Raw genomic sequence first — 22725 nt, forward strand, 5'->3', positions numbered from 1 at the left:
CATGTCCATACTTGAAAAACACGGCGTCATCGAACGCAACGCGACCCTGCTCTTGGTCTCGTCCCTGCTGGTGGTCACGATCGGCGGTATCGTGGAAATCGCTCCGCTCTTCTACCTCCAGAACACCATCGAAAAGGTGGAGGGCATGCGGCCTTACTCGCCGCTTGAGCTTGCCGGCCGTGACATCTACATCCGTGAAGGATGCTATGTCTGCCACAGCCAGATGATCCGCCCGTTCCGCGACGAGGTCGAGCGCTACGGCCATTACAGCCTGGCAGCCGAATCCATGTACGACCATCCCTTCCAGTGGGGATCGAAGCGCACGGGTCCGGATCTCGCCCGCGTCGGCGGCCGCTACTCGAACGAGTGGCACGTCCAGCACCTGACGGAACCGCGTGACGTGGTGCCGGAATCGGTGATGCCGAGCTATTCGTTCTTGAAGACCACGCCGCTGAAGTTCGAGGATGTCGCAGGACATCTGAAGGCCAATGCGATGGTCGGCGTTCCCTATACCCAGGAGATGATCGACAATGCCCAGGCCGACCTGGAAGCGCAGGCCAATCCGGATGCCGATACCTCCGGTCTCGAGGCCCGCTACCCGAAGGCCGTGCTTGCGGACTTCGACGGCAATCCCAAGGAGCTGACCGAAATGGACGCTCTGGTTGCCTATCTGCAGATGCTCGGCACGCTGGTCGATTTCTCGACCTACGACGATGCCTCGGGCTACCGGTAAGGAGGTCTGATCCATGGAAACCTATACCGCCATGCGTCACTTCGCCGACAGTTGGGGGCTGCTCGCCATGCTCCTGTTCTTCACCGGCGTGATCCTTTTCACCCTACGCCCCGGCGGCAAGAAGGCCGCCGACGAGGCCGCATCCATCCCTCTGAAGGAGGACTAAGAGATGTCGGACAAACATGACAAACATGTCGACGACCTGAGCGGCGTCGAGACCACCGGCCACGTGTGGGACGGGATCCGCGAGCTCAACAACCCGCTGCCGCGCTGGTGGGTCTGGACGTTCTACGCAACCATCCTGTGGGCGATCGCCTATACGATCTTCTATCCGGCATGGCCGCTTCTGACGTCAAATACCAAGGGTGTCCTGAACCAGACCAACCGGTCCGATTTTGCCGCACAGATGGCCGACGCCAAGGCGGCGCAGGCCGTGTATCTCGACAAGATCGCGGCAACTCCGGTGGATCAGATCGCCGCCGACCCCGAGCTGTCGCAGTTTGCGATTGCCGGCGGTGCGGCTGCGTTCAAGGTCAACTGCGCGCCGTGCCACGGCTCGGGTGCAGCCGGCGGCAAGGGCTATCCGAACCTCAACGACGACGACTGGCTGTGGGGTGGCGACATCAACGCGATCTACACCACGATCGCGCACGGCATCCGCTACGACCAGGATCCGGACACCCGGGTCTCCGAAATGCCGGCCTTCGCTGACATTCTCGAACCGCAGCAGGTCAAGGAAGTCGCAGCCTATGTCTGGAGCCTGACCAATACGCCGTCTGATCCGGCGCTGGTCGAGCCCGGCAAGCAGGTCTTCGCCGAAAATTGCGCAGCCTGCCATGGCGAGGACGCGAAGGGCGGACGTGACTTCGGTGCGCCGAACCTTGCCGATGCCATCTGGCTGAAGGCGGACGGCGAGGCCGGTATCGCGGCCCAGGTCGCCGCTCCCAAGCACGGCGTCATGCCGGCCTGGACGGCGCGTCTCGGCGATACCACGGTCAAGGAACTGGCCGTCTTCGTCCATTCGCTGGGCGGCGGCGAATAAGCCAAGGCTTCGTCCCCGACAGACCAAGACAGGAAGCCGCCCGGTGATCGCCGGGCGGCTTTTGCGTGGGGACTTCATTGGTGCGGCAGGCCGATCTTGTCGCCCATCGTTTTCCGGCTCTGACTTGCTCCCATGCGGATTGGATGGCGTGCGGGCGGAAAGGGTGAGGGAATGATGCGTCCATGGTCTGGACTGTTTCCAGCCGTTGGCGATGGCGAAAGCAAAAAGGCCGCCCGGTGTTGAAGCCGGGCGGCCTTGTTCTTGTCCGTCGATCCGCCGCTCAGTGCTGCGGATCGGCCTTCGCGCCGTGCGGCAGGTGCGCGGTGTCGTGCTCGTCGACCTTCTTCGGGTCCTTCCAGGCAATGAGCCGGTAGAACATCGGAATGAAGAAGGTGGCGATGAAGGTTGCCGCCAGCATGCCGCCGATGACGCCGGTGCCGATCGCGTGGCGGCTCGCCGAGCCTGCGCCGGTGGAAATCGCCAGCGGCACGACGCCGAGGATGAAGGCGAGCGAGGTCATGACGATCGGCCGGAAGCGCAGCCTTGCTGCCTCCAGCGCGGCGTCGACCGCGCTCTTGCCTTCCTGTCGCTTCAGAACGGCGAACTCGACGATCAGGATCGCATTCTTCGCCGCCAGACCGATCAGCGTGACCATGCCGATCTGGAAGTAGACGTCGTTGGTCAGACCCCGCAGCATCGTTGCCGCCAGTGCGCCGAAGAGGGCGAACGGGATGGCCGTGATGACGGCGAGCGGCAGGCTCCACTTCTCGTACTGCGCCGCCAGGATCAGGAAGACCATGATGACGCCGAAGATCATTGCCTGATTTCCAGAGCCGCTGGTTTCAAGCTCCTGATAGGCGGAGCCTGTCCAGGCAATGTTGTAGCCGGTCGGCAGGCTTTCCTTCGCAACCTCCTGCATGGCCTTGATGGCGTCGCCGGAGGTGTAGCCCGGGGCCGGCTCGCCGGTGATCTTGGCGGCGATGAAGGCGTTGAAGCGCTCCAGCTGGTCCGGTCCGACGATGCGCTTGACGCTGACAAGCGAGTCGAGCGGGATCATCTTGCCGCTGTCGGAGCGCACGAACACCTGACGCAGATCGTCGGGCGATTCGCGGAAGAGGGCCTCTGACTGCAGGTTGACCTGGTAGTTGCGGCCGTAAAGCGTGAAGTCGTTGACGTAGAGGCTGCCGAAGGTTGCCTGCATGGCTTCGAACACCGAGTTGATCGGAACGCCGAGCGCCTTGGCCTTGGCGCGGTCGAGATCGGCGCGGAACTGCGGCACGTTGGCATCGAAGGTGGTGCGGACGTTCGTCAGTTCCGGACGCTTGGCCGCCGCGGCGACGAGCTTCTGCGTCTGGTCGGCAAGACCGGCAACACCTTGCCCGGTGCGGTCCTGCAGGTAGGTTTCGAAGCCGCCGGTGGTCGAAAGACCGAGGATCGGCGGCGGGTTGAAGGTCAGGATCAGCGCGTCCTTGATGCCCATGTTCATGCCGATCAGCGGGCCGGCAAGATTGCGGGCGTCGAGATCGGGCGTCTTGCGCTCGTCCCAGTCCTTCAGGGTCACGAAGGCCGTGCCGGCATTGGTCTTCAGGCCGCCCGAGATCAGGTCAAAGCCGGCGACCGAGAAGACGTCCTTGACGGCCGGATGCTGCCGGGTGATCTGGCTCGACTGTTCCATGGCGGCTTCGGCGCGGCTCAATGATGCAGCCGGGGGCAGAATGCCGATCTGGAACAGCACGCCCTGGTCCTCCGAGGGAACCAGCGAGCCGGGTAGGGTGGTGAACATGTAGGCGGTCGCGCCCAGAAGGCCGCAGACGAGGACGAGACCGACCACGAAACGCTTGAGCAGGAACCGGACACCGGCCGTGTAGCCCGCCGTGACGCGGTCGAAGAACCGGTTGAAGAGGCGGAACGGCAGCATCGGTTCCTGATGGCCGGGCTTGAGGATCAGCGCGCAGAGCGCCGGCGTCAGGGTGAGGGCGACAATGCCCGAGAGGACGACGGAAATGGCGATCGTCACCGCGAACTGCTTGTACATGGCGCCGGCGAGGCCGCCCATGAACGAGACCGGAATGAACACCGCGCAAAGCACCAGCACGATCGCGATGACCGGGCCGGTCACCTCGCTCATCGCCTTGATCGCTGCCTGTCTTGGCGGCAGCCTTTCCTGCGACATCAGGCGCTCGACGTTTTCAAGCACGACAATGGCGTCGTCAACCACGATGCCGATTGCCAGCACGAGGCCGAAAAGCGTCAGAAGGTTGATCGAGAAGCCGAGGATGTAGATGCCGGCGAAGGTGCCGATGATCGAGATCGGCACGGCGATGACGGGGATGAGGGTCGCCCGCCAGTTCTGCAGGAAGATGAAGACGACCGCGACAACCAGGATGATCGCCTCGATGAAGGTGTGAATGACCTCCTCGATCGAAACCTGAATGAACTTCGTGGTGTCGTACGGGATCTGGTAGGTGATGCCCTTGGGGAAGGCGGTCTGAAGCTCGTCGAGCCTGGTCCTGACGCCGGTCATGGTGTCCAGCGCGTTGGCGCCGGATTGCAGGTAGATCAGGATCGGGATCGCCGGCGTGCCGTTCAGGGTGCTGGAGACCGCATAGCTCTTCGTTCCGAGCTCGATGCGGGCCACGTCCTTCAGGCGGAGCGTGGCGGCGTTCGAATCCGACTTCAGGATGATGTCACCGAAGGCGCCGACGTCGGGCAGCCGCCCTTGTGTGGTCACGGAATAGGTGAAGGCCAGCTGGTTGGGGTCGGGCTGTTCGCCAAAACGACCGGCTGCGAACTGGGCATTCTGTTCGCGGATGGCGTTGGCGACATCGCTGGGCGTGAGGTTGAACTGCGCCAGCTTGTCGGGCCGCAGCCAGATACGCATCGAATAGTCGATATCGCCGAGCAGCTGTGCATCTCCCACGCCGGGGATGCGCTTAAGGTCATCGATGACGTTCAGGAGCGCGTAGTTGCCGATATAGGTCCGGTCATAGCTGTTGTCCGGCGAATACATGGCGACGAGGCCGAGGATCGAGGTGGAGCGCTTGGCAACCACCACGCCGAGGCGGGTCACGTCCTGCGGCAGGGTCGGCGTGGCACGCTGGACGCGGTTGTTGACGTCGATGGCCGCCTGGTCTGCATTGGTGCCCAGCTCGAAGGTCACGGTCAGCTGCATCGTGCCGGCATTGGTGCTGGACGATTGCATGTAGAGCATGTTCTCGACGCCGTTGATCTGCTGTTCGAGCGGGGCGGCGACGGTCTGGGCGACGGTTTCGGCGCTGGCGCCGGGATAGTTGGCAGTGACGACCACCTGCGGCGGCGTCAGTTCCGGATACTGGGCGATCGGCAAAAGCCGCAGGGTGATGAAACCGGCGAGAACGATGACGATGGAGATAACGGCGGCAAAGACCGGCCGGTCGATGAAGAAGCGGTAATTCATTTGCTTTCCGCCACCTTCTCGGCGCCGGCTGCCGGTGTCGGCTGGACGGGGCCGCCCGGCCGTACCTTGATGATGCCCTCAACGATCAGCTTGTCGCCAGCCTTCAGGCCACTGTCGACTATCCAGCCTTCCGCGACCTTGCGGCCGAGGGTGACCGGCGAGATCTTGGCGTTGCCGTCTTCGCCGACGGTGTAGACGAACTGTCCCTGGGCGCCCTGCATCAGCGCGACCTCGGGAATGAGGATCGCGTCGTCGAGCGAAACGCCGGTGACCGTGGCGCGCACGAACTGGCCCGGCAGAAGGCGCTTTTCCGGATTTGCCACGATGGCGCGAGCCTGCAGCGTGCCGGTCTCGACATCGATCGACGAGGAGGTGAAGTCGACGGTCGCCTTCTTGTCATATTCCGTGCCGTCGCCGAACGAAATGTCGACGGTCAGCTTGGGTTCTTCGCCATTCGCCTTGCGCATGTCGAGCAGATGGCGAACCTCGGCGGCCTCGCTGTCGGAGAAGGAGAAGTTGACGTAGACCGGATCGAGCTGGGTGATGCTGGTCAGAAACTCGCTGGTGCTCAAAAGGCTGCCTTCCGGAACCTGCTGCAGGCTGGTGATGCCGCTGATCGGCGCTGTGACGGAGGTGTAACCGAGATTGAGCTCGGCCGTCTGCACCGTTGCCTTGGCCGCGGCGACGGACGCTTCGGCAAGTTCGCGCGATGAAATGGCGTCGTCACGCGACTTTTCGCTGCCGACCTTCTGATCGAACAGGCTGGTGGCACGGGTCTCCTCGCGCCTGGCCTGATCGAGTTGGGCCTGTGCCTGCTGCAGCTGCGCCTTCGCCTGAGCGAGCGCTGCCTCGTAAGGGGCCGGATCGATGTTGAAGAGAACGTCGCCCTTTTGAACTTCGGACCCTTCGATGAAGTTGCGCTTGAGCAGGATGCCACCCACCCGCGCACGGACCTCCACATTGCTGTAGGCGGAGATGCGGGCGGCATACTGGAACGACAGGGGAACGGTCTGCGGCTTGATGTCCATGACGGTCACGGCGGGCGGCGGCGGCGCCTGCTGGGCGGAAGCGGGAGCCGCCGTCAGCATGGCCGCCAGCATGGCGAGCCACGCAGTCATGCCGGACGTTTTGGGGAAATTTGAAAACATGAATCGTCACCCTGTCTAAAGTCGAAATCGGAAAAAATTGAATATGCTGAGGGGCATGTTGCGGCGCACTATATAAATGGCGGGTTTCGCTTGTAAATAATCAATTGATTAAATGTGCGGAAAGCCTGGTGCAATTGCGGGGCGATTGTGACATGTTCGCACCAGTATCCCTTGTCGCTGCGATGGACATCGCGGCGCAAAATTCGTCGTTCCGTCTATCGTCTCAAGTGTACGGATCGGCAAGACAAGCAACTGTCGATCATCATTTCGGCTTTAATATTGCAAAAATCATATGTTTGTGGCGCTTTGCCGCAGCTTGACATAAGTCAAGGCGATAAAGCGGTGCCGATGGGAGAAAGGCGACAGATTCACGAGGTCTGTTTCCATGAACATATACTCCGCCGACACGTCCGAAAAAGAGACGGACACTGTTGAACGGCTAGAGGCGCAGCCGGTCAATTCCGCCAAGGTGCGCAAGCCGCTCTATGAAGCGCGGAAAAAGATCTTTCCGAAGCGCGCCGAGGGGCGTTTCCGTCGATTCAAATGGATCGTGATGCTGATCACGCTCGGCATCTATTACCTGACGCCGTGGCTGCGGTTCGACCGCGGGCCCTATGCGCCGGATCAGGCCGTTCTGGTCGACCTTGCCAACCGCCGCTTCTATTTCTTCTTCATCGAAATCTGGCCGCAGGAGTTCTTCTTCGTCGCCGGGCTTCTGGTGATGGCCGGATTCGGCCTGTTCCTGATCACCTCCGCCGTCGGACGCGCCTGGTGCGGCTACACCTGTCCGCAGACCGTCTGGGTCGACCTCTTCCTGGTCGTCGAGCGGGCGATCGAGGGGGATCGCAATGCCCGCATGCGGCTCGATAAGGCACCTTGGAGCTTCGACAAGCTCTGGCGGCGGGTGAGCAAGCACGCGATCTGGATCATGATCGGCATCGCCACCGGCGGTGCCTGGATCTTCTACTTCGCCGACGCGCCGTCTCTCGCCCTGAGTTTCATCGAAGGCAATGCGCCGGCGGTTGCCTACATGACCGTCGCCATCCTGACAGCCACCACTTACGTCTTCGGCGGCCTGATGCGTGAGCAGGTCTGCACCTACATGTGCCCGTGGCCACGCATCCAGGCGGCGATGCTGGACGAGAATTCACTGGTCGTCACCTACAATGACTGGCGCGGGGAACCGCGGTCGCGGCATGCCAAGAAGATGGCGGCCGCCGGCCAGCCGGTCGGCGATTGCGTCGACTGCAACGCCTGCGTCGCGGTTTGTCCGATGGGCATCGACATTCGCGACGGCCAGCAACTCGAATGCATCACCTGCGCGCTGTGCATCGACGCCTGCGACGGCGTCATGGACAAGATCGGCAAGGAACGCGGCCTGATCGCCTATGCGACGCTCGACGAGTACCAGTCGAACATGGCGCTCGCCACCAGCAACGGCGCGTTGCCGATCACGCCGTCGAACATTCGTGCGGAGGACGGCACCTTCAACCCGAACATCCGCCATTTCAACTGGCGGGTCATCTTCCGCGCCCGTACGCTTCTTTACATGGGCGTCTGGTCGGCCGTCGGCATCGGTCTTCTGGTGGCGCTTCTGTCGCGCGACCGGCTTGGCCTCAACGTGCTGCACGACCGCAACCCGCAATATGTGATGGAATCCGATGGATCCATCCGCAACGGCTACACCCTGAAGATCCTCAACATGATCCCCGAACCGCGGGTGATCTTCCTGTCGATCGAAGGGCTGCCGGGCGCGACCATGAAAGTCAACGGCATAGACCAGCCGGAGGGTGTGAGCTTCGCCATTCCCGTCCAGCCGGACAAGGCCGATCCGCTGAAGGTCTTCGTGACAGTGCCAAAGGACCGCGTCTCGGGCACCGTTTCCGAATTCCACTTCATCGCCGAGGATAAGTCGAGCTTCGAGAAGGATAGCTACGAAGCCGTCTTCAACGCTCCGGAGGGCGCGAAATGAGTATAGCCGTCAATTCCAAACGTGAATCCCGTTTTACCGGCTGGCACATGCTGGCGATCATGCTGAGCTTCTTCGGCGTCATCTTCGCGGTGAATTTCACCATGGCCTATTTCGCCAGCTCCAGCTGGAGCGGGCTGGTCGACCAGGACACCTATGTCGCCAGTCAGAAGTTCAATGAACGCGCGGCGGCCATGCGGGCGATCGCAGAAACTGGCGTCAAGGGCGTGCTGGTCGTCAAGAGCCCCGATATCCATTACTCGCTGGCGATCCCCGGTGAGGGGCCGGTGGTGGCCGACGACGTGAAGGCGAATTTCCGCCGCCCGGTCGGCGAACATCAGGATTTCTCGATGGCGCTGACGCCAGTCGGCCCCGGCGAGTTCACCGCGACCCGCGAGATTCCCGCCGGCCAGTGGATCGTCGAGATCATCGCCAAACGCGGCGAGGACGTGGTGATGCACGAAGCCCGCCGCTTCTACGTGAAGCCGAACTGAAACCGACAGGAGCATGACCCGATGAGCTGCTGCGCGCCGGGAACCGAAGCCGCACTGGAGGCCGAACAGGCCAGTCACAGCCTGCCGTCGCGCGAAGAGCTGTGGCTTGCCTCCCGCGATCTGGGGCAGGGCGAGCGCCAGACCGACCTCAGCGTGCCGGGCGTCTACTGCGGTGCCTGCATCTCGACGGTCGAAAACGCCTTGCGGAAGCAGAAGGGGATCGTGCGGGCGCGCGTGAACCTGTCGTCGAAGCGCGTTTCCTTCGTCTGGCGCGAGGACGTCGACGGACAGCGGACCGATCCGCTGGCGTTCGCATCGGCGATCGCCAATACCGGCTACGAGGCGCATCTCTTCGTGCCGGGCGAGGATGAAAGCCGCGGCATGCTGAACCAGTTGCTGCGCGCCGTTGCGGTTGCCGGCTTTGCCGCCGCCAACATCATGCTGCTGTCGGTCTCCGTCTGGTCCGGCGCCGAAGCCGCGACCCGCGACATGTTCCACTGGATCTCGGCGATGATTGCCGGGCCGGCGCTCATCTATTCAGGCCGCTTCTTCTTCATCTCGGCCTGGGGTGCGCTGAAGCATGGCCGCGCCAACATGGACGTGCCGATTTCGCTGGCCGTCATCCTGGCCTACGGCATGTCGTTGTGGGAGACGATGCATCACGGTGCGCATGCCTGGTTCGACGCCTCCGTCACACTCCTGTTCTTCCTGCTGATCGGCCGCACGCTCGACCATATGATGCGAGACCGGGCGCGCTCGGCGATCACCGGACTGGCGAAACTGTCGCCGCGCGGCGCAATGATCGTCACGGAAGAGGGCGGTCGCGAATACCGCCCGATCGAGGATGTCCGGCCCGGCGACCGGATCGCCGTTGCCGCGGGCGAGCGCGTGCCCGTCGACGGCGTGATCGAAAGCGGTGTCAGCGATCTCGACAAGTCGATCGTCACCGGCGAGAGCGTGCCGGTTCGTGTGGCAGCGGGAGATGCGCTGCAGGCCGGCGTCGTCAACCTGACCGGCCCCGTCGTGCTGAAGGCGACGGCGACGGCGCGCGATTCCTTTCTGGCGGAAATCATCGGCCTGATGGAGTCGGCCGAGGGGGGCAGGGCGCGCTATCGCCGCATCGCCGACCGCGCCGCGGAAATCTACGCGCCTGCCGTCCATCTTCTGGCCCTCGGCGCCTTCCTCTTCTGGGGGCTCTATGGCGGCGACTGGAAGCACGCGCTTCTGGTGGCGATCGCGGTGCTGATCATAACCTGCCCATGCGCGCTTGGACTGGCCGTGCCGGTTGTCCAGGTTGTTGCCGCCGGCCGTCTGTTCAAGAACGGCATCATGGTCAAGGATGGCTCGGCCATGGAGCGGCTTGCGGAAATTGACACGGTTCTCTTCGACAAGACCGGTACACTGACGGCCGGTCGGCCGGAACTGGTCGATAAGGCCGAGCTCAATGCCGGCTATCTCGATATCGCCGCCGAGCTTGCCGGGCATTCCAACCACCCTCTGTCGGCGGCGCTGGCGCGGCACGGCCGGGCGAGCGGGCAACGGTTCGATGCCATTCGGGAAATCCCCGGCGCCGGGCTCGAAGCGGAAACGGCGGAAGGCGTCTACCGGCTCGGCAGCCGTCTCTTCGCCTGCGGTGCGGGCGCCCATGCGGACACTTCGGCGGAGGCCTATTCGGAGGTCGTCCTGTCGCTCGACGGTCGCGAGCTGGAGGTCTTCCGGTTCCGCGATCACATGCGTGCCGATGCCGGCGAGGTTCTCACGGAGCTTGCTGCAAAGGGCATGCGAACGGCGATGATTTCCGGCGACCGCGAGCCGGTCGTCAAGGCGTTCGCCGCGCGTCTCGGCATCGCCGACTGGCAAGCCGGGATGTCGCCGAAGGACAAGGCGGAGCATTGCGCAGCGTTGAAGCGCGAGGGGCGCACGGTGTTGATGGTCGGCGACGGCATCAACGATGCGCCGGCGCTGTCTGCCGCGCATGTGTCGATGGCACCGGCAACCGCCGCCGATATCGGCCGGCAGGCCGCCGACTTCGTCTTCATGCATGAAAGCCTCGAAGCCGTGCCGCTGGCGATTGCCGTTTCGCGGCGGGCCGGGCGGCTGATCCGCGAGAATTTCGGTCTGGCGATCGTCTACAACGTGATTGCCGTGCCGATCGCGCTGATGGGGCTGGCGACGCCGCTGATCGCCGCCATAGCCATGTCGTCCTCGTCCATCATCGTCGTCCTGAATGCGCTGCGATTGAACCGTCTTGGCCGTGCGAGGGCGCAGGGAGACGCAAAGCCCAAGGCTGGTTCGTCGGCGGCGCCGAAGGTTGATGCCAAGGCGGCCTTGTCATGAGCAATCTCGTCCTTTTGATCCCGATTGCGCTGTTTCTCGGCGGTCTCGGTCTCTTCGCCTTCCTGTGGTCGCTGAAGAGCGGCCAGTACGACGATCTCGACGGTGCGGCCTGGCGGGTGCTCGACGACGATGACGACAGGCCTGCCGCAGGCTGATCGGCCTTCCTCTTTAAATCGATTATTTTGACACTTGTGGTGTCCGGCCCTAAGTGCCACAACTCCCCCGCAAGACTCTAGGGAGATTGAAGACGTGGAACAGGCAGAAATCGGTTTGATCGGTCTCGGTGTCATGGGCGCGAACCTCGCGCTCAATATCGCCGAAAAGGGCAACAAGATCGCGGTGTTTAACCGGACCGTCGAGAAGACGCACGAGTTCTTCAAGGATGCGGGCGCGCTGAAGGACAAGATCATTCCGTGCGAGACCATCGAGGATTTCGTCGCCGCCATCCGCCCGCCGCGGCCAATCATCATCATGATCAAGGCCGGCGAGGCTGTCGATCAGCAGATCGAGCACCTGAAGCCCTATCTCTCGTCCGGCGACATCATGATCGATGCCGGCAACGCCAATTTCCGCGACACGATGGCCCGTTTCGACCGGCTGAAGGACACCGAGCTGACCTTCATCGGCATGGGTGTTTCCGGTGGCGAAGAGGGCGCGCGCCACGGACCGTCGATCATGGTTGGCGGAACGGAAGCCTCCTACAAGCGTGTCGAGAAGGTGCTGACCTCGATCGCCGCCAAGTATGATGGCGATCCGTGCTGCGCCTGGCTCGGCGAGAACGGTGCCGGCCATTTCGTCAAGACGATCCACAACGGCATCGAATATGCCGACATGCAGATGATCGCCGAAATCTACGGCGTCCTGCGCGACGGTTTCGGCAAGACGGCCGGCGAGATGGCCGACGTTTTCGGCGACTGGAACAAGGGCCGCCTCAATTCCTACCTCATCGAAATCACCGAGAAGGTGCTGTCGGCCGCCGATCCGATTTCCGGCAAGCCGATGGTCGACATGATCCTCGACAAGGCCGGCCAGAAGGGCACCGGCAAGTGGTCGGTGATCGAAAGCCAGCAGATGGGCATTCCGGCGACCGCGATCGAAGCTGCAGTTGCCGCCCGTTCGCTCTCCTCCATGAAGGGCGAGCGCGAGGCTGCCGAGAAGATCTTCGGCCTGGAATCCGCATCCTATCCGGCAAGCTACGGTCCGGATCTTCTGAAGGATCTCGAACTGGCGCTGTTTGCCGGCAAGATCGGCGCCTATGCGCAGGGCTTCGCCGTGATGTCCGCCGCGTCGAAGGAATTCGACTGGTCGCTGCCGATGCCGGTGATCGCAAAGATCTGGCGCGCCGGCTGCATCATCCGCTCGCAGTTCCTCGACGAGATCACCAAGGCCTTCACCGAAACACCGGATGCGGCGAACCTCGTCGTCACGCCGGCCTTCTCCGACATGCTGAAGGAATCGCTGCCGAGCCTGCGCCGCGTTGTCACCGCCGCACTTGCCGCCGGCCTTCCGGTTCCGGCGCTTGCTTCGGCGCTCACCTATTTCGACAGCTACCGCCGCGGCCGCGGCACGGCGAACATGATCCAGGCGCAACGCGATTTCTTCGGTGCGCATGGTTTCGACCGTGTCGACGGTGCCGACAGCCACCATGGTCCGTGGGGCAGCGGGGCAGGAGCGGGGGCGTAAGGCCCCGGTTCCGACGATACTACACTGACAACCTTGGGAGGGGATCATGACGGTCGATCTGGCTGGTGAATGGCGGCTGAGCGATGGCGAGCATATGGCCGCCATGTCGCTACCCGGTGACGTTCATTCCGCGCTGGAAGCCGCCGGCGTGATCCCCGACCCCTATGTCGGCCGCAACGAAGAGGTCGTGCAATGGGTGGCGCATCGCGACTGGACGCTGGAGCGCGACTTCACGCTCGATGACGTCGGCGGCGACTGGTATCTCGACATCGACTATCTCGATACGGTGGCGACGGTCAGCGTCAACGGCGTCACTGTGCTCGAGGAGGACAATTGCTTCCGCCGGTATCGTCCCGACGTGACGAAGGCGCTGAAGGTGGGCCAGAACACCATCCGCATTGTCATCCGCTCCAGCATCGCCGTCGGTGCGCAGCGGCAGGATGCGCAGCCATTCTACATTCCCTACCAGACGGCCAATTCGCCGATCCCCAACGGCAACATGCTGCGCAAGCCGCAATGCCATTTCGGATGGGACTGGAACATCGCGATTGCGCCGCTCGGCGTCTATGGCACGATCGCGCTGAAGAGGCTGGAAACAGCCCGCATCGAATATGTGGAGACACGGCAGGTGTGGGATGCGGACGGCGTCGACCTGCATGTGTCGGTGACGGTCTTCGCTGCCGAACCGGGCATCCTGCCGGTGCATTTCGATCTCGACGGCGAGCGGGTGCGGCTCGATTGCGGCATTTCCGCAGGCGAGACGGTGATCCGCCACGTGTTCCGCGTCGACAATCCGAAGCGCTGGTGGCCTGCCGGGAGCGGCGAGCAGGCTTTGTCGACGCTGATGGTCGGCACGGCGTCTGAAAGCGTGACGCGGCTCATCGGCTTTCGCGAAGTGGAACTCGTGACCGACAAGGATGAAGCCGGAAGCCGCTTCGTGCTCAATGTCAACGGCCGCGAAATCTTCTGCCGCGGCGCCAACTGGATCCCGGCGGACGCGCTGTTTTCTCGCACCAGCCCGGACAAGACGGAAGCACTTCTGCAGGCTGCTGCCGACGCCAACATGAACATGATCCGCGTCTGGGGCGGCGGTTTCTACGAACACGACTGGTTCTACGACGCCTGCGACCGGCTGGGGCTGATGGTCTGGCAGGACTTCATGTTCGCCTGCAACCTCTATCCCTCGACCAATGACTTTCTGGAGAACGTCTCCGCCGAGGTGGATTATCAGGTCCGCCGGCTCATCTCGCACCCGTCGATCGTGCTGTGGTGCGGCGACAACGAACTCGTCGGCGCGCTGACCTGGTTCAAGGAGTCGCTCGAAGACCGCGACCGCTATCTCGTTTCCTACGACCGGCTGAACCGGACGATCGAACAAGCTCTCAAGGCCGCATCGAAGGACGCCATCTGGTGGCCGTCGAGCCCGGCGTCGGGTTATCTCGACTTCAACGACGCGTGGCATGCCGACGGTTCCGGCGACATGCATTACTGGTCGGTCTGGCACGAGAACAAGTCGTTCGACAATTATCGCAGCGTCCGGCCGCGCTTCTGCTCTGAGTTCGGTTTCCAGTCCTACACGTCGATGCCGGTCATCCGTGATTTCGCTGCGGCGAAGGACATGAATATCGCCTCGCCGGTGATCGAACTGCACCAGAAGAATGCCGGTGGCAACGAGCGGATCGCCGGAACGATGTTCCGCTATTTCCGCTTCCCGAAGGATTTCGAGAATTTTGTCTATCTGAGCCAGATCCAGCAGGCGCTGGCGATCAGGACGGCTGTCGATTTCTGGCGGTCATTGAAGCCTCATTGCATGGGCACACTCTACTGGCAGCTCAACGACACCTGGCCAGTGGCCTCCTGGTCGGGCCTCGATTATGGCGGCAGCTGGAAAGCGTTGCACTATTTTGCCCGCCGCTTCTTCCAGCCGCTCAACGTGGCGGCAATCCCATCGGGCGACGGCGGCGAGATCGCGCTGTCGGCGGTCAACGACACGGGCGAAAGCCTGTCGCTGGACTTGACCGTCGATGCCGTGTCGTTGAACGGCAATCGTCGCCAATTGCGCTCCATGACCGTTGATGTACCGGCTGACCGGGCCGTTGCGGCCATTGCCATTCCGACCGGGGAACTTGCCACCACAGAGCTTTTGTTCTGGCGGTTCAGCGGGGCCAACGGCATGGTCGGCGGGGGGCATTATTGCCAGGGTACCTACAAGGCACTGGAGCTTGAACCGGCGGGGCTTACCGTCGAGCAGAATACGCTCGAGGATGGCGTCGTCGAGGTCACTGTCCGTGCCGAGCGGCTCGCCCTTTTCGTGACTCTCGAAGCGGATACGGCCGGCGCCTTCAGCGACAACGTCTTCGACCTGACGGCCGGCGAGACCAGGACGGTGCGGTTTACGCCGGCGGTTGCGGATGGCCCGGTGCTGGTGTCGGTCCGTGATCTGCAGTCCTGCTATTCCGTTGCGTAAAGATACAATCTCAACGGAACCTTGAAGCCGTTGTGGCGTTATTGGTCCAGCAGGTCGCGATATTGCTTGTGCCGCCGTAAAGCGACCCGTCCAACATCTTGATGTTCATCCCCAGTCCCCCTCCGTCGGGCCATCGCAAGAGCTTGCGGTGGCCCGATCGGCTGCCGAATTTGTTATTGAATTCAAAATCTTACGTTACGAATTTGTAATGTTCCCGTTCAGATACGGTTCATCGTCCGAGCGCTAGCCTCATCTCATCAACAAGGGAAAGGAAACACCCAATGAAAGCGATCTTTGCAGCCCTCATCTCCGCTTCGGTCCTTGGCGCCCCCATGGCCATGGCCGCCCAGCCGCACATGAAGACGACCACCACGACGACCTGCCGGGAGAACCCGCGCATGACCGTCTGCAAGGAAAAGACCGTCGTTCACAAGGACAATGGCAAGAAGAAGACGGTGGTGAAGAAGACCTACAAGCGCGGTCACAGGCTTGACCGTCATGCCTACCGCGTCGTGGAGCGCAACGAATGGCGCCGTCATCACCTGCGCACCCCGCCGCGCGGCCAGGAATGGGTCTATGTCGACGGCCGTTACATGCTGATCAACAGCGGCACACGCCTGATCATCAGCATCTTCGGCAACTAAGTCCGGTTTGTCGGAGGCGGATTCCGGTCCGCCTCCGCACCCTTTGAAATCGTTTTCAAAAAATTGTTCGGCAGTGGTTCCAAATCGATGGCGTGCGCACTAGTTTAGCCGCCGAAGCGATGAGGGAGGAACCAGTCATGGCATGGCACCCGGCCGATGACCGATACGAAAAGATGAAGTACAACCGCTGCGGAAATTCCGGCCTGAAACTGCCGGCGATTTCTCTCGGTCTCTGGCATAATTTCGGCAACGACACCCCGCATTCGACGAAGCAGGACATCTGCCACAAGGCGTTCGACCTCGGGATCACGCATTTCGACCTCGCCAACAATTACGGCCCGCCGGCCGGATCCGCCGAGACCGCCTTCGGCGAGATCCTGCGCAACGATTTCCGCGGCTATCGCGACGAGATGATCATTTCGTCGAAGGCCGGCTATCTGATGTGGCCGGGACCTTACGGCGAATGGGGAAGCCGCAAGTACCTGATCGCCTCCTGCGACCAGAGCCTGAAGCGGATGGGCCTCGACTATGTCGACATCTTCTATTCCCACCGCTTCGATCCGGATACGCCGCTGGAAGAGACCTGCGCTGCGCTCGACCATATCGTGCGGTCGGGCAGGGCGCTCTACGTCGGCATCTCGTCCTATAATTCGCGGCGCACGCAGGAAGCTGCCGAGATCCTGAAAAGCCTCGGCACGCCCTGCCTCATACACCAGCCGAGCTATTCGATGATCAATCGCTGGATCGAGGAGGACGGCCTCATCGACACGCTGAAATCGCTCGGCATCGGTTCGATCGTCTTCTCACCGCTCGCCCAGGGCATGCTGACGTCCAAATACCTCAACGGCATTCCGGACAGCAGCCGTGCGGCTCAGGACAAGTCGCTCAATCCCGACTTCCTCAACGAGAAGAACCTGGAAAACATCCGCGCCCTCAACCGGATCGCCGAGCGCCGCGGCCAGACGCTGGCGCAGATGGCGATTGCCTGGGTGCTGCGCGAAGGCCGGATCACCACCGCGCTGATCGGTGCCAGCCGAGCCTCGCAGGTCGAGGATTGCGTCAAGGCGCTCGACAAGCTCGATTTCACGGCAGACGAGCTTGCCGAGATCGACCGTTATGCGCGCGAGGCGGACATCAATCTCTGGGCCGCATCGGCTGAGCGGAAGGGACCGCCGCGTAAGCATAAGTAACGTCGGCGGGCCTTTGGGAGGAGACCTTGATGATACGCAATCCGATCCTGCCGGGCTTCAACCCGGATCCGTCGATCTGCCGGGTTGGCGATGACTACTACATCGCCACCTCGACCTTCGAATGGTTTCCGGGCGTGCAGATCCATCACTCGCGCGATCTGGTGAACTGGCGGCTGGTCCGCCGCCCGCTGGAGCGCGCAAGCCAGCTCGACATGCGCGGCAATCCGGACAGCTGCGGCATCTGGGCGCCGTGCCTGTCCTTTGCCGACGGACAGTTCTGGCTCGTCTACACCGACGTCAAGCGGCTCGACGGTTCGTTCAAGGACGCGCACAACTACATCGTCACCGCGACGTCGATTGCGGGCGAGTGGTCCGATCCGGTCTATGTCAATTCGTCCGGTTTCGACCCGTCGTTGTTTCACGATGACGACGGGCGCAAATGGTTCATGAACATGCACTGGAACCATCTGCCGGTGGCGCATGGCACCGTCGGCGGCAACACCGCCTTTGACGGCATTCTGCTGCAGGAGTGGGACGCCGAAACGAAGAGCCTCAAGGGGCCGATCCACAACATTTATCCCGGCACGGATCGCGGCCTTGTCGAGGGGCCGCACATCTTCAAGAAGAATGGCTGGTACTATCTGACCACCGCCGAGGGCGGTACGGGCTACGATCACGCGATCACCATGGCACGCTCGCGCACGATCACCGGCCCTTACGAAACGCATCCGGACAAGCATCTCCTGAGCGCCAAGGGTCACGGCGATGCGCCGTTGCAGCGGACCGGGCACGGACAGTATTTCGAGACGCCGGACGGACGACCGGCAACGACCTTTCTCTGCGGACGGCCACTGTCACCGCTGCGCCGCTGCACGCTCGGCCGGGAGACGGGGCTGGAAGCCTGTGTCTGGAAGGAGGACGGCTGGCTCTATCCGCTGAGCGGTTCGCCGGTCGCACGCCTCGAAGTGCCGGAGCTCTCCGGCGCCCAGAAGGTGGACGAGCCGAGGGCAATCGAGCATGTCTTCGACACGCCAGACCTGCCCGACGACTTCCAGTGGCTGCGGACACCGGCACCCGAGCGCATCTTCAGCCTGACGGATCATCCCGGCCGCCTTCGCCTCTTTGGGCGGGAAAGCATCGGCTCGTGGTTCGAACAGGCGCTGGTGGCGCGGCGGCAGGAGCATCATTGCTTCCGGGCCGAGACCGTGCTGGAATTTTCTCCGGACACCTATCAGCAGATGGCCGGGCTGACGCATTACTACAACCGCAACAAGCTCTTCGCGCTGGCCGCCACCGTGGATGCGGAACTGGGGCGTTGCCTGACGATCCTCGCCTGTGCCGGTGATCCGTCGATGAAGCTCTCCTATCCGGTGGGTATGGGCGCGTCCGTGCCGGACGGTCCGTTGCATCTGGCCCTGGAGGTGCGCGACAACGATCTGCGGTTCTTCTGGAAGGCGGAAGGCGCGAATGATTGGCAGCCGATCGGGCCGATGCTTGACGCAGGCGTCATATCGGACGAGGGCGGACTTGGCGAGCATTGCTCGTTTACCGGCGCCTTTGCCGGCATGTTCGCCTTCGACATGACGGGCAGGGGGAAACCGGCCGATTTCAGCCGGTTCCTGTATCAGATCCTCGACTGAGGCTTAGGACTGGCCGCCAAGGCAATCGCTGAGCGACGTCGCGACACCGTGCAGCAAGGTGAAGTAGAGATCGGGGCCGTCAGGAATGGCGGCGCCGAGCGGATCGAGCGTTGCGGCCTTGGCGTTCGTGCCTTCCATGACAACGTTGACGAGCTTCGGCTCGAATTCCGGCTCGGCGAAGACGCAGGTGGCGTTCAGGCTGGCGATCTTGTCGTGGATTTCCTTGATGCGGGCCGCACCCGGTGCAGTCTCGGGGCTGACCGTGATCGAGCCGGCTTCGTTCACGCCGTAGCGCATTTCGAAATAGTGGTAAGCGTCGTGGAAGACGATGAAGGGCTTGTCCTTGATAGGGGCGACGATCGTGGTGATCTGCGCGTCCAGTTCGCCGAGGCGCTTCTCGAGCTTGGCTTCGTTGGCGCGGTATTTCGCGGCGTTTTTCGGATCAGCCTTTTCCAGCGTCGCGGCCATGTCGCGGGCGATCGCCTTGGCATTTTCCGGATCGAGCCAGAGGTGCGGATCATAGGCACCGTCGTCGTCGCCGTCATCATCCGCCTCGAACGTGCCGCCTTCGCGCGGCTGGAGCTTGATCAGGCCCTTGGCCTTGTCGAGCTGTGTCACGGTTGCGTTGCCGGAGAGGGAGGAAAGCGGCTTCTGGAGAAAGGACTCCAGCGTCGGGCCAACCCAGAAAATGACATTCGCGTCCTGCAGCTTCGTCGCATCCGACGGCTTCAGGGAATAGGCGTGCGGCGAGGACGCTCCGTCAACGAGAATGTCGGGCGTGCCGACACCTTCCATGATGGCGGCGGCCAGCGAATGGATCGGTTTGATCGTGACCACGACATTCGGTGCGGCGGCGGCCTGGCCCGCGGCAAACAGAATGGCTGCCGAGGCGAGGAGGGAAGTCAGTTTCATGGGAGGCTCCTTTGGCAATATGTTATAAAGTTACATATCTTGTGTAATGCTATAACGTATGCGATATGAGCCTGCAAGATTGAATGAGAGCGAATATGCTGAAAAAAATGAATGGCGATGGCGGGCCTCTTGTCTCGCTCGACAATGCCGGCGTCACGCGCAACGGTCGCTGGTTGGTGCGCGGCGTCGAGTTCAGTGTCGCGCCGGGCGAAATCGTCACGCTGATCGGCCCGAACGGTTCCGGGAAGTCGACGAGCGCCAAGATGGCGATCGGCGTCCTGAAGCCGGATGAGGGCAGGGTGACGCGCCGGGCGGGCCTTAAGGTCGGCTACGTGCCGCAGAAGCTTGCCATCGACTGGACACTGCCCCTGAGCGTGCGTCGGTTGATGACGCTGACCGGTCCGCTGCCGGCGGCCGACATCGAGGAAGCGATGAAGGCGACCGGGATCGCCCATATGGCGAATGCGGCGGTGCAGGGTCTTTCCGGCGGCGAATTCCAGCGCGCGTTGATCGCCCGCGCGATCGCCCGCAAGCCCGACCTTCTGGTGCTGGACGAACCGGTCCAGGGCGTCGATTATTCCGGCGAAATCGCCATCTACGATCTGATCCGCGAGATCCGCAACCAGACCGGCTGCGGCATCCTGATGATCTCGCACGATCTGCACATCGTCATGGCGGCCACCGATACGGTCATCTGCCTCAACGGCCATGTCTGCTGCCGAGGCACGCCGCAGAGCGTCAGCCAGAGCGCCGAATATGCGAGCCTGTTCGGTATGCGCGGTGCGCAGACGCTGGCGGTCTATTCGCATGAACACGACCACACGCACCTGCCGGACGGGCGCGTACGCCACGCGGATGGCAGCGTGACGGAACATTGCCACCCCGATGACGGCCATCACCACGATCACCCTCATCATGATCATGCCGATCACAATCATGATGGGCACCATCACGATGGCGACGATCACGGGCATCATCCGCATTCGCATGAAGAGGGTTCGCGCCATGCTTGACGATTTCTTCGTTCGCGCCCTGATCGCCGGCATTGCGGTGGCGCTGATGGCAGGCCCCCTCGGCTGCTTCATCGTCTGGCGGCGGATGGCTTATTTCGGTGACACGATGGCGCATTCGGCGCTGCTCGGCGTTGCCCTGCATCTGATGTTCCAGCTCAACATGGTGGCGGCCGTGTTCACCGTTGCCGTGGCGATCTCCGTCATCCTCATCCTGCTGCAACGCCGCCAGGCGCTGTCGGCGGATGCGCTGCTCGGCATTCTCTCGCATGCGACGCTGGCGATCGGCCTCGTGCTGGTCGCGTTCATGACCTGGGTGCGCATCGACCTGCTGGCCTATCTGTTCGGCGACATCCTGGCGGTCGACAAGACCGACATCGCCATGGTCTGGGGTGGCGGAGCGATCGTCATCGGCTGCATCGTGGCGCTGTGGCGGCCGCTGCTGGCGGCAACCGTCAATGCGGAACTGGCCGAAGCCGAGGGCCTCAAGCCGGAGCGGGCGCGCTTCCTGTTCATGGTGCTGATGGCGCTCGTCATCGCCATCGCCATGAAGATCGTCGGCATCATGCTGATCACCTCGCTGCTGATCATTCCGGCGGCAACCGCGCGGCGATTCTCCTCGACACCGGAAATGATGGCGGTGGTCGCTTCCGTCATCGGTGTCCTGGCGGTGACCGGCGGGCTCTACGGCTCGCTGACCTACGATACGCCGTCAGGCCCGTCGATCGTCGTCGCGGCGCTGATACTCTTCCTCTTGTCACTGCTGCCGGTGTCACGCAAACTCGCCCGCAGCGGCACTGGAGCATGACCATGAACGAGATGATCAAACTGACGAAGAACCAGGAACTGGTGCTGGGCGCGCTTTCCGATGCGGATGGCGCGCTGTCGGCCTACCAGATCCTCGACCTTCTGCGCGATGACGGCTTTCGCGCGCCGCTGCAGGTCTACCGGGCGCTGGAGAAGCTGACCGAATCGGGGCTGGTGCATCGGCTCGAAAGCATCAACGCCTTCATCGCCTGCGCCCATCGCCACAAGGATTGCTGCGGTGGCCACGGTGCCGGCATTGCCGCCTTCGCCATCTGCGAAAAATGCGGCCATGTCAGCGAGTTCCACGACCATGGGCTCGAGGACCGGCTGGCCGCGCTGACGCAGTCCAAGAAGTTCGTGCCGAGCAAGACCACGGTCGAAATCCGCGGCCTCTGCGAAGCCTGTGCGGCGGGGGCCTGATCCTTTCTCTCTGCTTGCCCCTCACCCTGACCCTCTCCCCGCCGGCGGGGAGAGGGAATGCGGACCTTCCTCTGTATTACGCAACGCCACTATCTCGCGTCCTTCTCCCCGCATGCGGAGAGACAGTGTCGGCAGGCAGATGAGGGGCGCTTTATACGGACGCCTCCTGTCCGCTCAATCCAGACACCGCAGGTCCTTCGCAAACCGCTGCCAGTTGGCTACGTAGTGCGCGGCCGATTTCTTAAGCCCTTCCACTGCGTCTGCATCCAGCGTGCGGACCACGCGCGCGGGGCTGCCGACGATCAGGGAATTGTCCGGAAATTCCTTGCCTTCCGTCACCAGCGCATTGGCCCCGACGATGCAGTTGTTGCCGATCCTCGCCCGGTTGAGGATGGTGGCGCCCATGCCGACCAGCGAATTGTCGCCGATGACGCAGCCATGGACGATGGCGCGGTGGCCGATGGTGCAGCCTTCGCCGATTGTCGCCGGCGCGCCGGGATCGGAATGGATGACCACGCCGTCCTGGATGTTGGTGCGCGCGCCGATCGTCATCTGCTCGTTGTCGCCCCGAAGGACCGCACCGAACCAGATGCCCACATCCTCGCCGATGACAACATTGCCGATGACCTGAGCATCCGGAGCGATCCAGTATTTGCCGTCTTCCGGCGTTTTCGGCTGAGTGTCTCCGAGCGCGTAAAGCGGCATGCGATTCCTCCGGCTGCTTTTTCTGTCTGTGTCACGGATGCTAGCATCAAAGCGGACAGCGATGAAAACTGGTTTTTTGCCGCGACAT

19 protein-coding genes are annotated in these 22725 nt (G+C 62.7%); 15 read left to right on the top strand and 4 right to left on the bottom strand.

The window, feature by feature from the left end:
- The first annotated feature begins 1 nt into the window (after position 1).
- Genes ccoO through ccoP form a run of 3 tightly spaced genes read left to right on the top strand, consistent with a single transcriptional unit; the run spans position 2 to position 1775 of the window.
- Positions 2-733, top strand: a complete 732-nt coding sequence (gene ccoO / locus NN662_RS08495) for a cytochrome-c oxidase, cbb3-type subunit II (protein ID WP_261929848.1) — start codon at positions 2-4, stop codon at positions 731-733.
- A 13-nt stretch (positions 734-746) separates the two neighbouring features.
- Entirely contained in the window at positions 747-899 is a 153-nt protein-coding gene (locus NN662_RS08500; RefSeq protein WP_261929849.1) for a cbb3-type cytochrome c oxidase subunit 3, read from the top strand.
- A gap of 3 nt (positions 900-902) precedes the next feature.
- Entirely contained in the window at positions 903-1775 is an 873-nt protein-coding gene (ccoP, locus tag NN662_RS08505; protein WP_261929850.1) for a cytochrome-c oxidase, cbb3-type subunit III, read from the top strand.
- 280 nt (positions 1776-2055) lie between these two features.
- Here ccoP and NN662_RS08510 read toward each other — a convergent pair whose 3' ends face one another.
- Positions 2056-5211 (bottom strand): efflux RND transporter permease subunit, encoded by a 3156-nt coding sequence (locus tag NN662_RS08510; protein WP_261929851.1) that lies wholly within the window; start codon positions 5209-5211, stop codon positions 2056-2058.
- On the bottom strand, positions 5208-6359 hold the full coding sequence (locus NN662_RS08515; protein WP_261929852.1) for an efflux RND transporter periplasmic adaptor subunit: 1152 nt from the start codon (positions 6357-6359) through the stop codon (positions 5208-5210). Before NN662_RS08515 ends, NN662_RS08510 begins: the two co-directional genes overlap by 4 nt.
- Before the next feature lie 385 nt (positions 6360-6744).
- On the opposite strand from NN662_RS08515, the gene ccoG reads away from it, so the two are divergent.
- The 9 genes from ccoG (at position 6745) to NN662_RS08560 (ending at position 18783) form a co-directional block, all read left to right on the top strand.
- A complete protein-coding gene (gene ccoG / locus NN662_RS08520) occupies positions 6745-8331 on the top strand; it encodes a cytochrome c oxidase accessory protein CcoG (protein WP_261929853.1) in 1587 nt (528 codons plus the stop codon).
- Entirely contained in the window at positions 8328-8822 is a 495-nt protein-coding gene (locus NN662_RS08525; RefSeq protein WP_261929854.1) for a FixH family protein, read from the top strand. The genes ccoG and NN662_RS08525 overlap by 4 nt, the downstream gene beginning before the upstream one ends.
- Positions 8823-8843: 21 nt before the next feature.
- Positions 8844-11159, top strand: coding sequence for a cation-translocating P-type ATPase (locus NN662_RS08530; protein ID WP_261929855.1), 2316 nt, complete (start codon positions 8844-8846; stop codon positions 11157-11159).
- Entirely contained in the window at positions 11156-11314 is a 159-nt protein-coding gene (gene ccoS, locus NN662_RS08535; protein WP_261929856.1) for a cbb3-type cytochrome oxidase assembly protein CcoS, read from the top strand. The genes NN662_RS08530 and ccoS overlap by 4 nt, the downstream gene beginning before the upstream one ends.
- Before the next feature lie 94 nt (positions 11315-11408).
- Entirely contained in the window at positions 11409-12842 is a 1434-nt protein-coding gene (gndA, locus tag NN662_RS08540) for an NADP-dependent phosphogluconate dehydrogenase (protein WP_261929857.1), read from the top strand.
- A gap of 46 nt (positions 12843-12888) precedes the next feature.
- Entirely contained in the window at positions 12889-15309 is a 2421-nt protein-coding gene (locus tag NN662_RS08545) for a beta-mannosidase (protein WP_261929858.1), read from the top strand.
- A gap of 281 nt (positions 15310-15590) precedes the next feature.
- Complete coding sequence (locus tag NN662_RS08550) at positions 15591-15953, top strand: RcnB family protein (RefSeq protein WP_261929859.1); 363 nt, start codon at positions 15591-15593, stop codon at positions 15951-15953.
- 137 nt (positions 15954-16090) lie between these two features.
- Positions 16091-17143, top strand: coding sequence for an L-glyceraldehyde 3-phosphate reductase (gene mgrA / locus NN662_RS08555; RefSeq protein ID WP_261929860.1), 1053 nt, complete (start codon positions 16091-16093; stop codon positions 17141-17143).
- A gap of 29 nt (positions 17144-17172) precedes the next feature.
- Positions 17173-18783 carry a glycoside hydrolase family 43 protein gene (locus NN662_RS08560; RefSeq protein WP_261929861.1) on the top strand — a complete coding sequence of 537 codons (1611 nt, stop codon included), beginning with the start codon at positions 17173-17175 and terminating at the stop codon, positions 18781-18783.
- A 3-nt stretch (positions 18784-18786) separates the two neighbouring features.
- Here the strand turns inward: NN662_RS08560 and NN662_RS08565 are convergent, their stop codons facing one another.
- Complete coding sequence (locus NN662_RS08565) at positions 18787-19695, bottom strand: zinc ABC transporter substrate-binding protein (RefSeq protein WP_261929862.1); 909 nt, start codon at positions 19693-19695, stop codon at positions 18787-18789.
- Between the two features lie 95 nt (positions 19696-19790).
- On the opposite strand from NN662_RS08565, the gene NN662_RS08570 reads away from it, so the two are divergent.
- The 3 genes from NN662_RS08570 to NN662_RS08580 are packed head-to-tail and all read left to right on the top strand — an operon-like array spanning position 19791 to position 21932.
- A complete protein-coding gene (locus NN662_RS08570; RefSeq protein WP_261929863.1) occupies positions 19791-20708 on the top strand; it encodes a metal ABC transporter ATP-binding protein in 918 nt (305 codons plus the stop codon).
- Entirely contained in the window at positions 20701-21513 is an 813-nt protein-coding gene (gene znuB, locus NN662_RS08575) for a zinc ABC transporter permease subunit ZnuB (RefSeq protein ID WP_261931911.1), read from the top strand. The genes NN662_RS08570 and znuB overlap by 8 nt, the downstream gene beginning before the upstream one ends.
- Positions 21510-21932, top strand: coding sequence for a Fur family transcriptional regulator (locus NN662_RS08580; RefSeq protein ID WP_261929864.1), 423 nt, complete (start codon positions 21510-21512; stop codon positions 21930-21932). The genes znuB and NN662_RS08580 overlap by 4 nt, the downstream gene beginning before the upstream one ends.
- 174 nt (positions 21933-22106) lie before the next feature.
- Here NN662_RS08580 and NN662_RS08585 read toward each other — a convergent pair whose 3' ends face one another.
- Positions 22107-22637 carry a gamma carbonic anhydrase family protein gene (locus tag NN662_RS08585; protein WP_261929865.1) on the bottom strand — a complete coding sequence of 177 codons (531 nt, stop codon included), beginning with the start codon at positions 22635-22637 and terminating at the stop codon, positions 22107-22109.
- Between the last annotated feature and the right edge of the window lie 88 nt (positions 22638-22725).

Source organism: Rhizobium sp. NRK18, from assembly GCF_024385575.1.
In the GTDB taxonomy this organism is placed as follows: domain Bacteria; phylum Pseudomonadota; class Alphaproteobacteria; order Rhizobiales; family Rhizobiaceae; genus JANFMV01.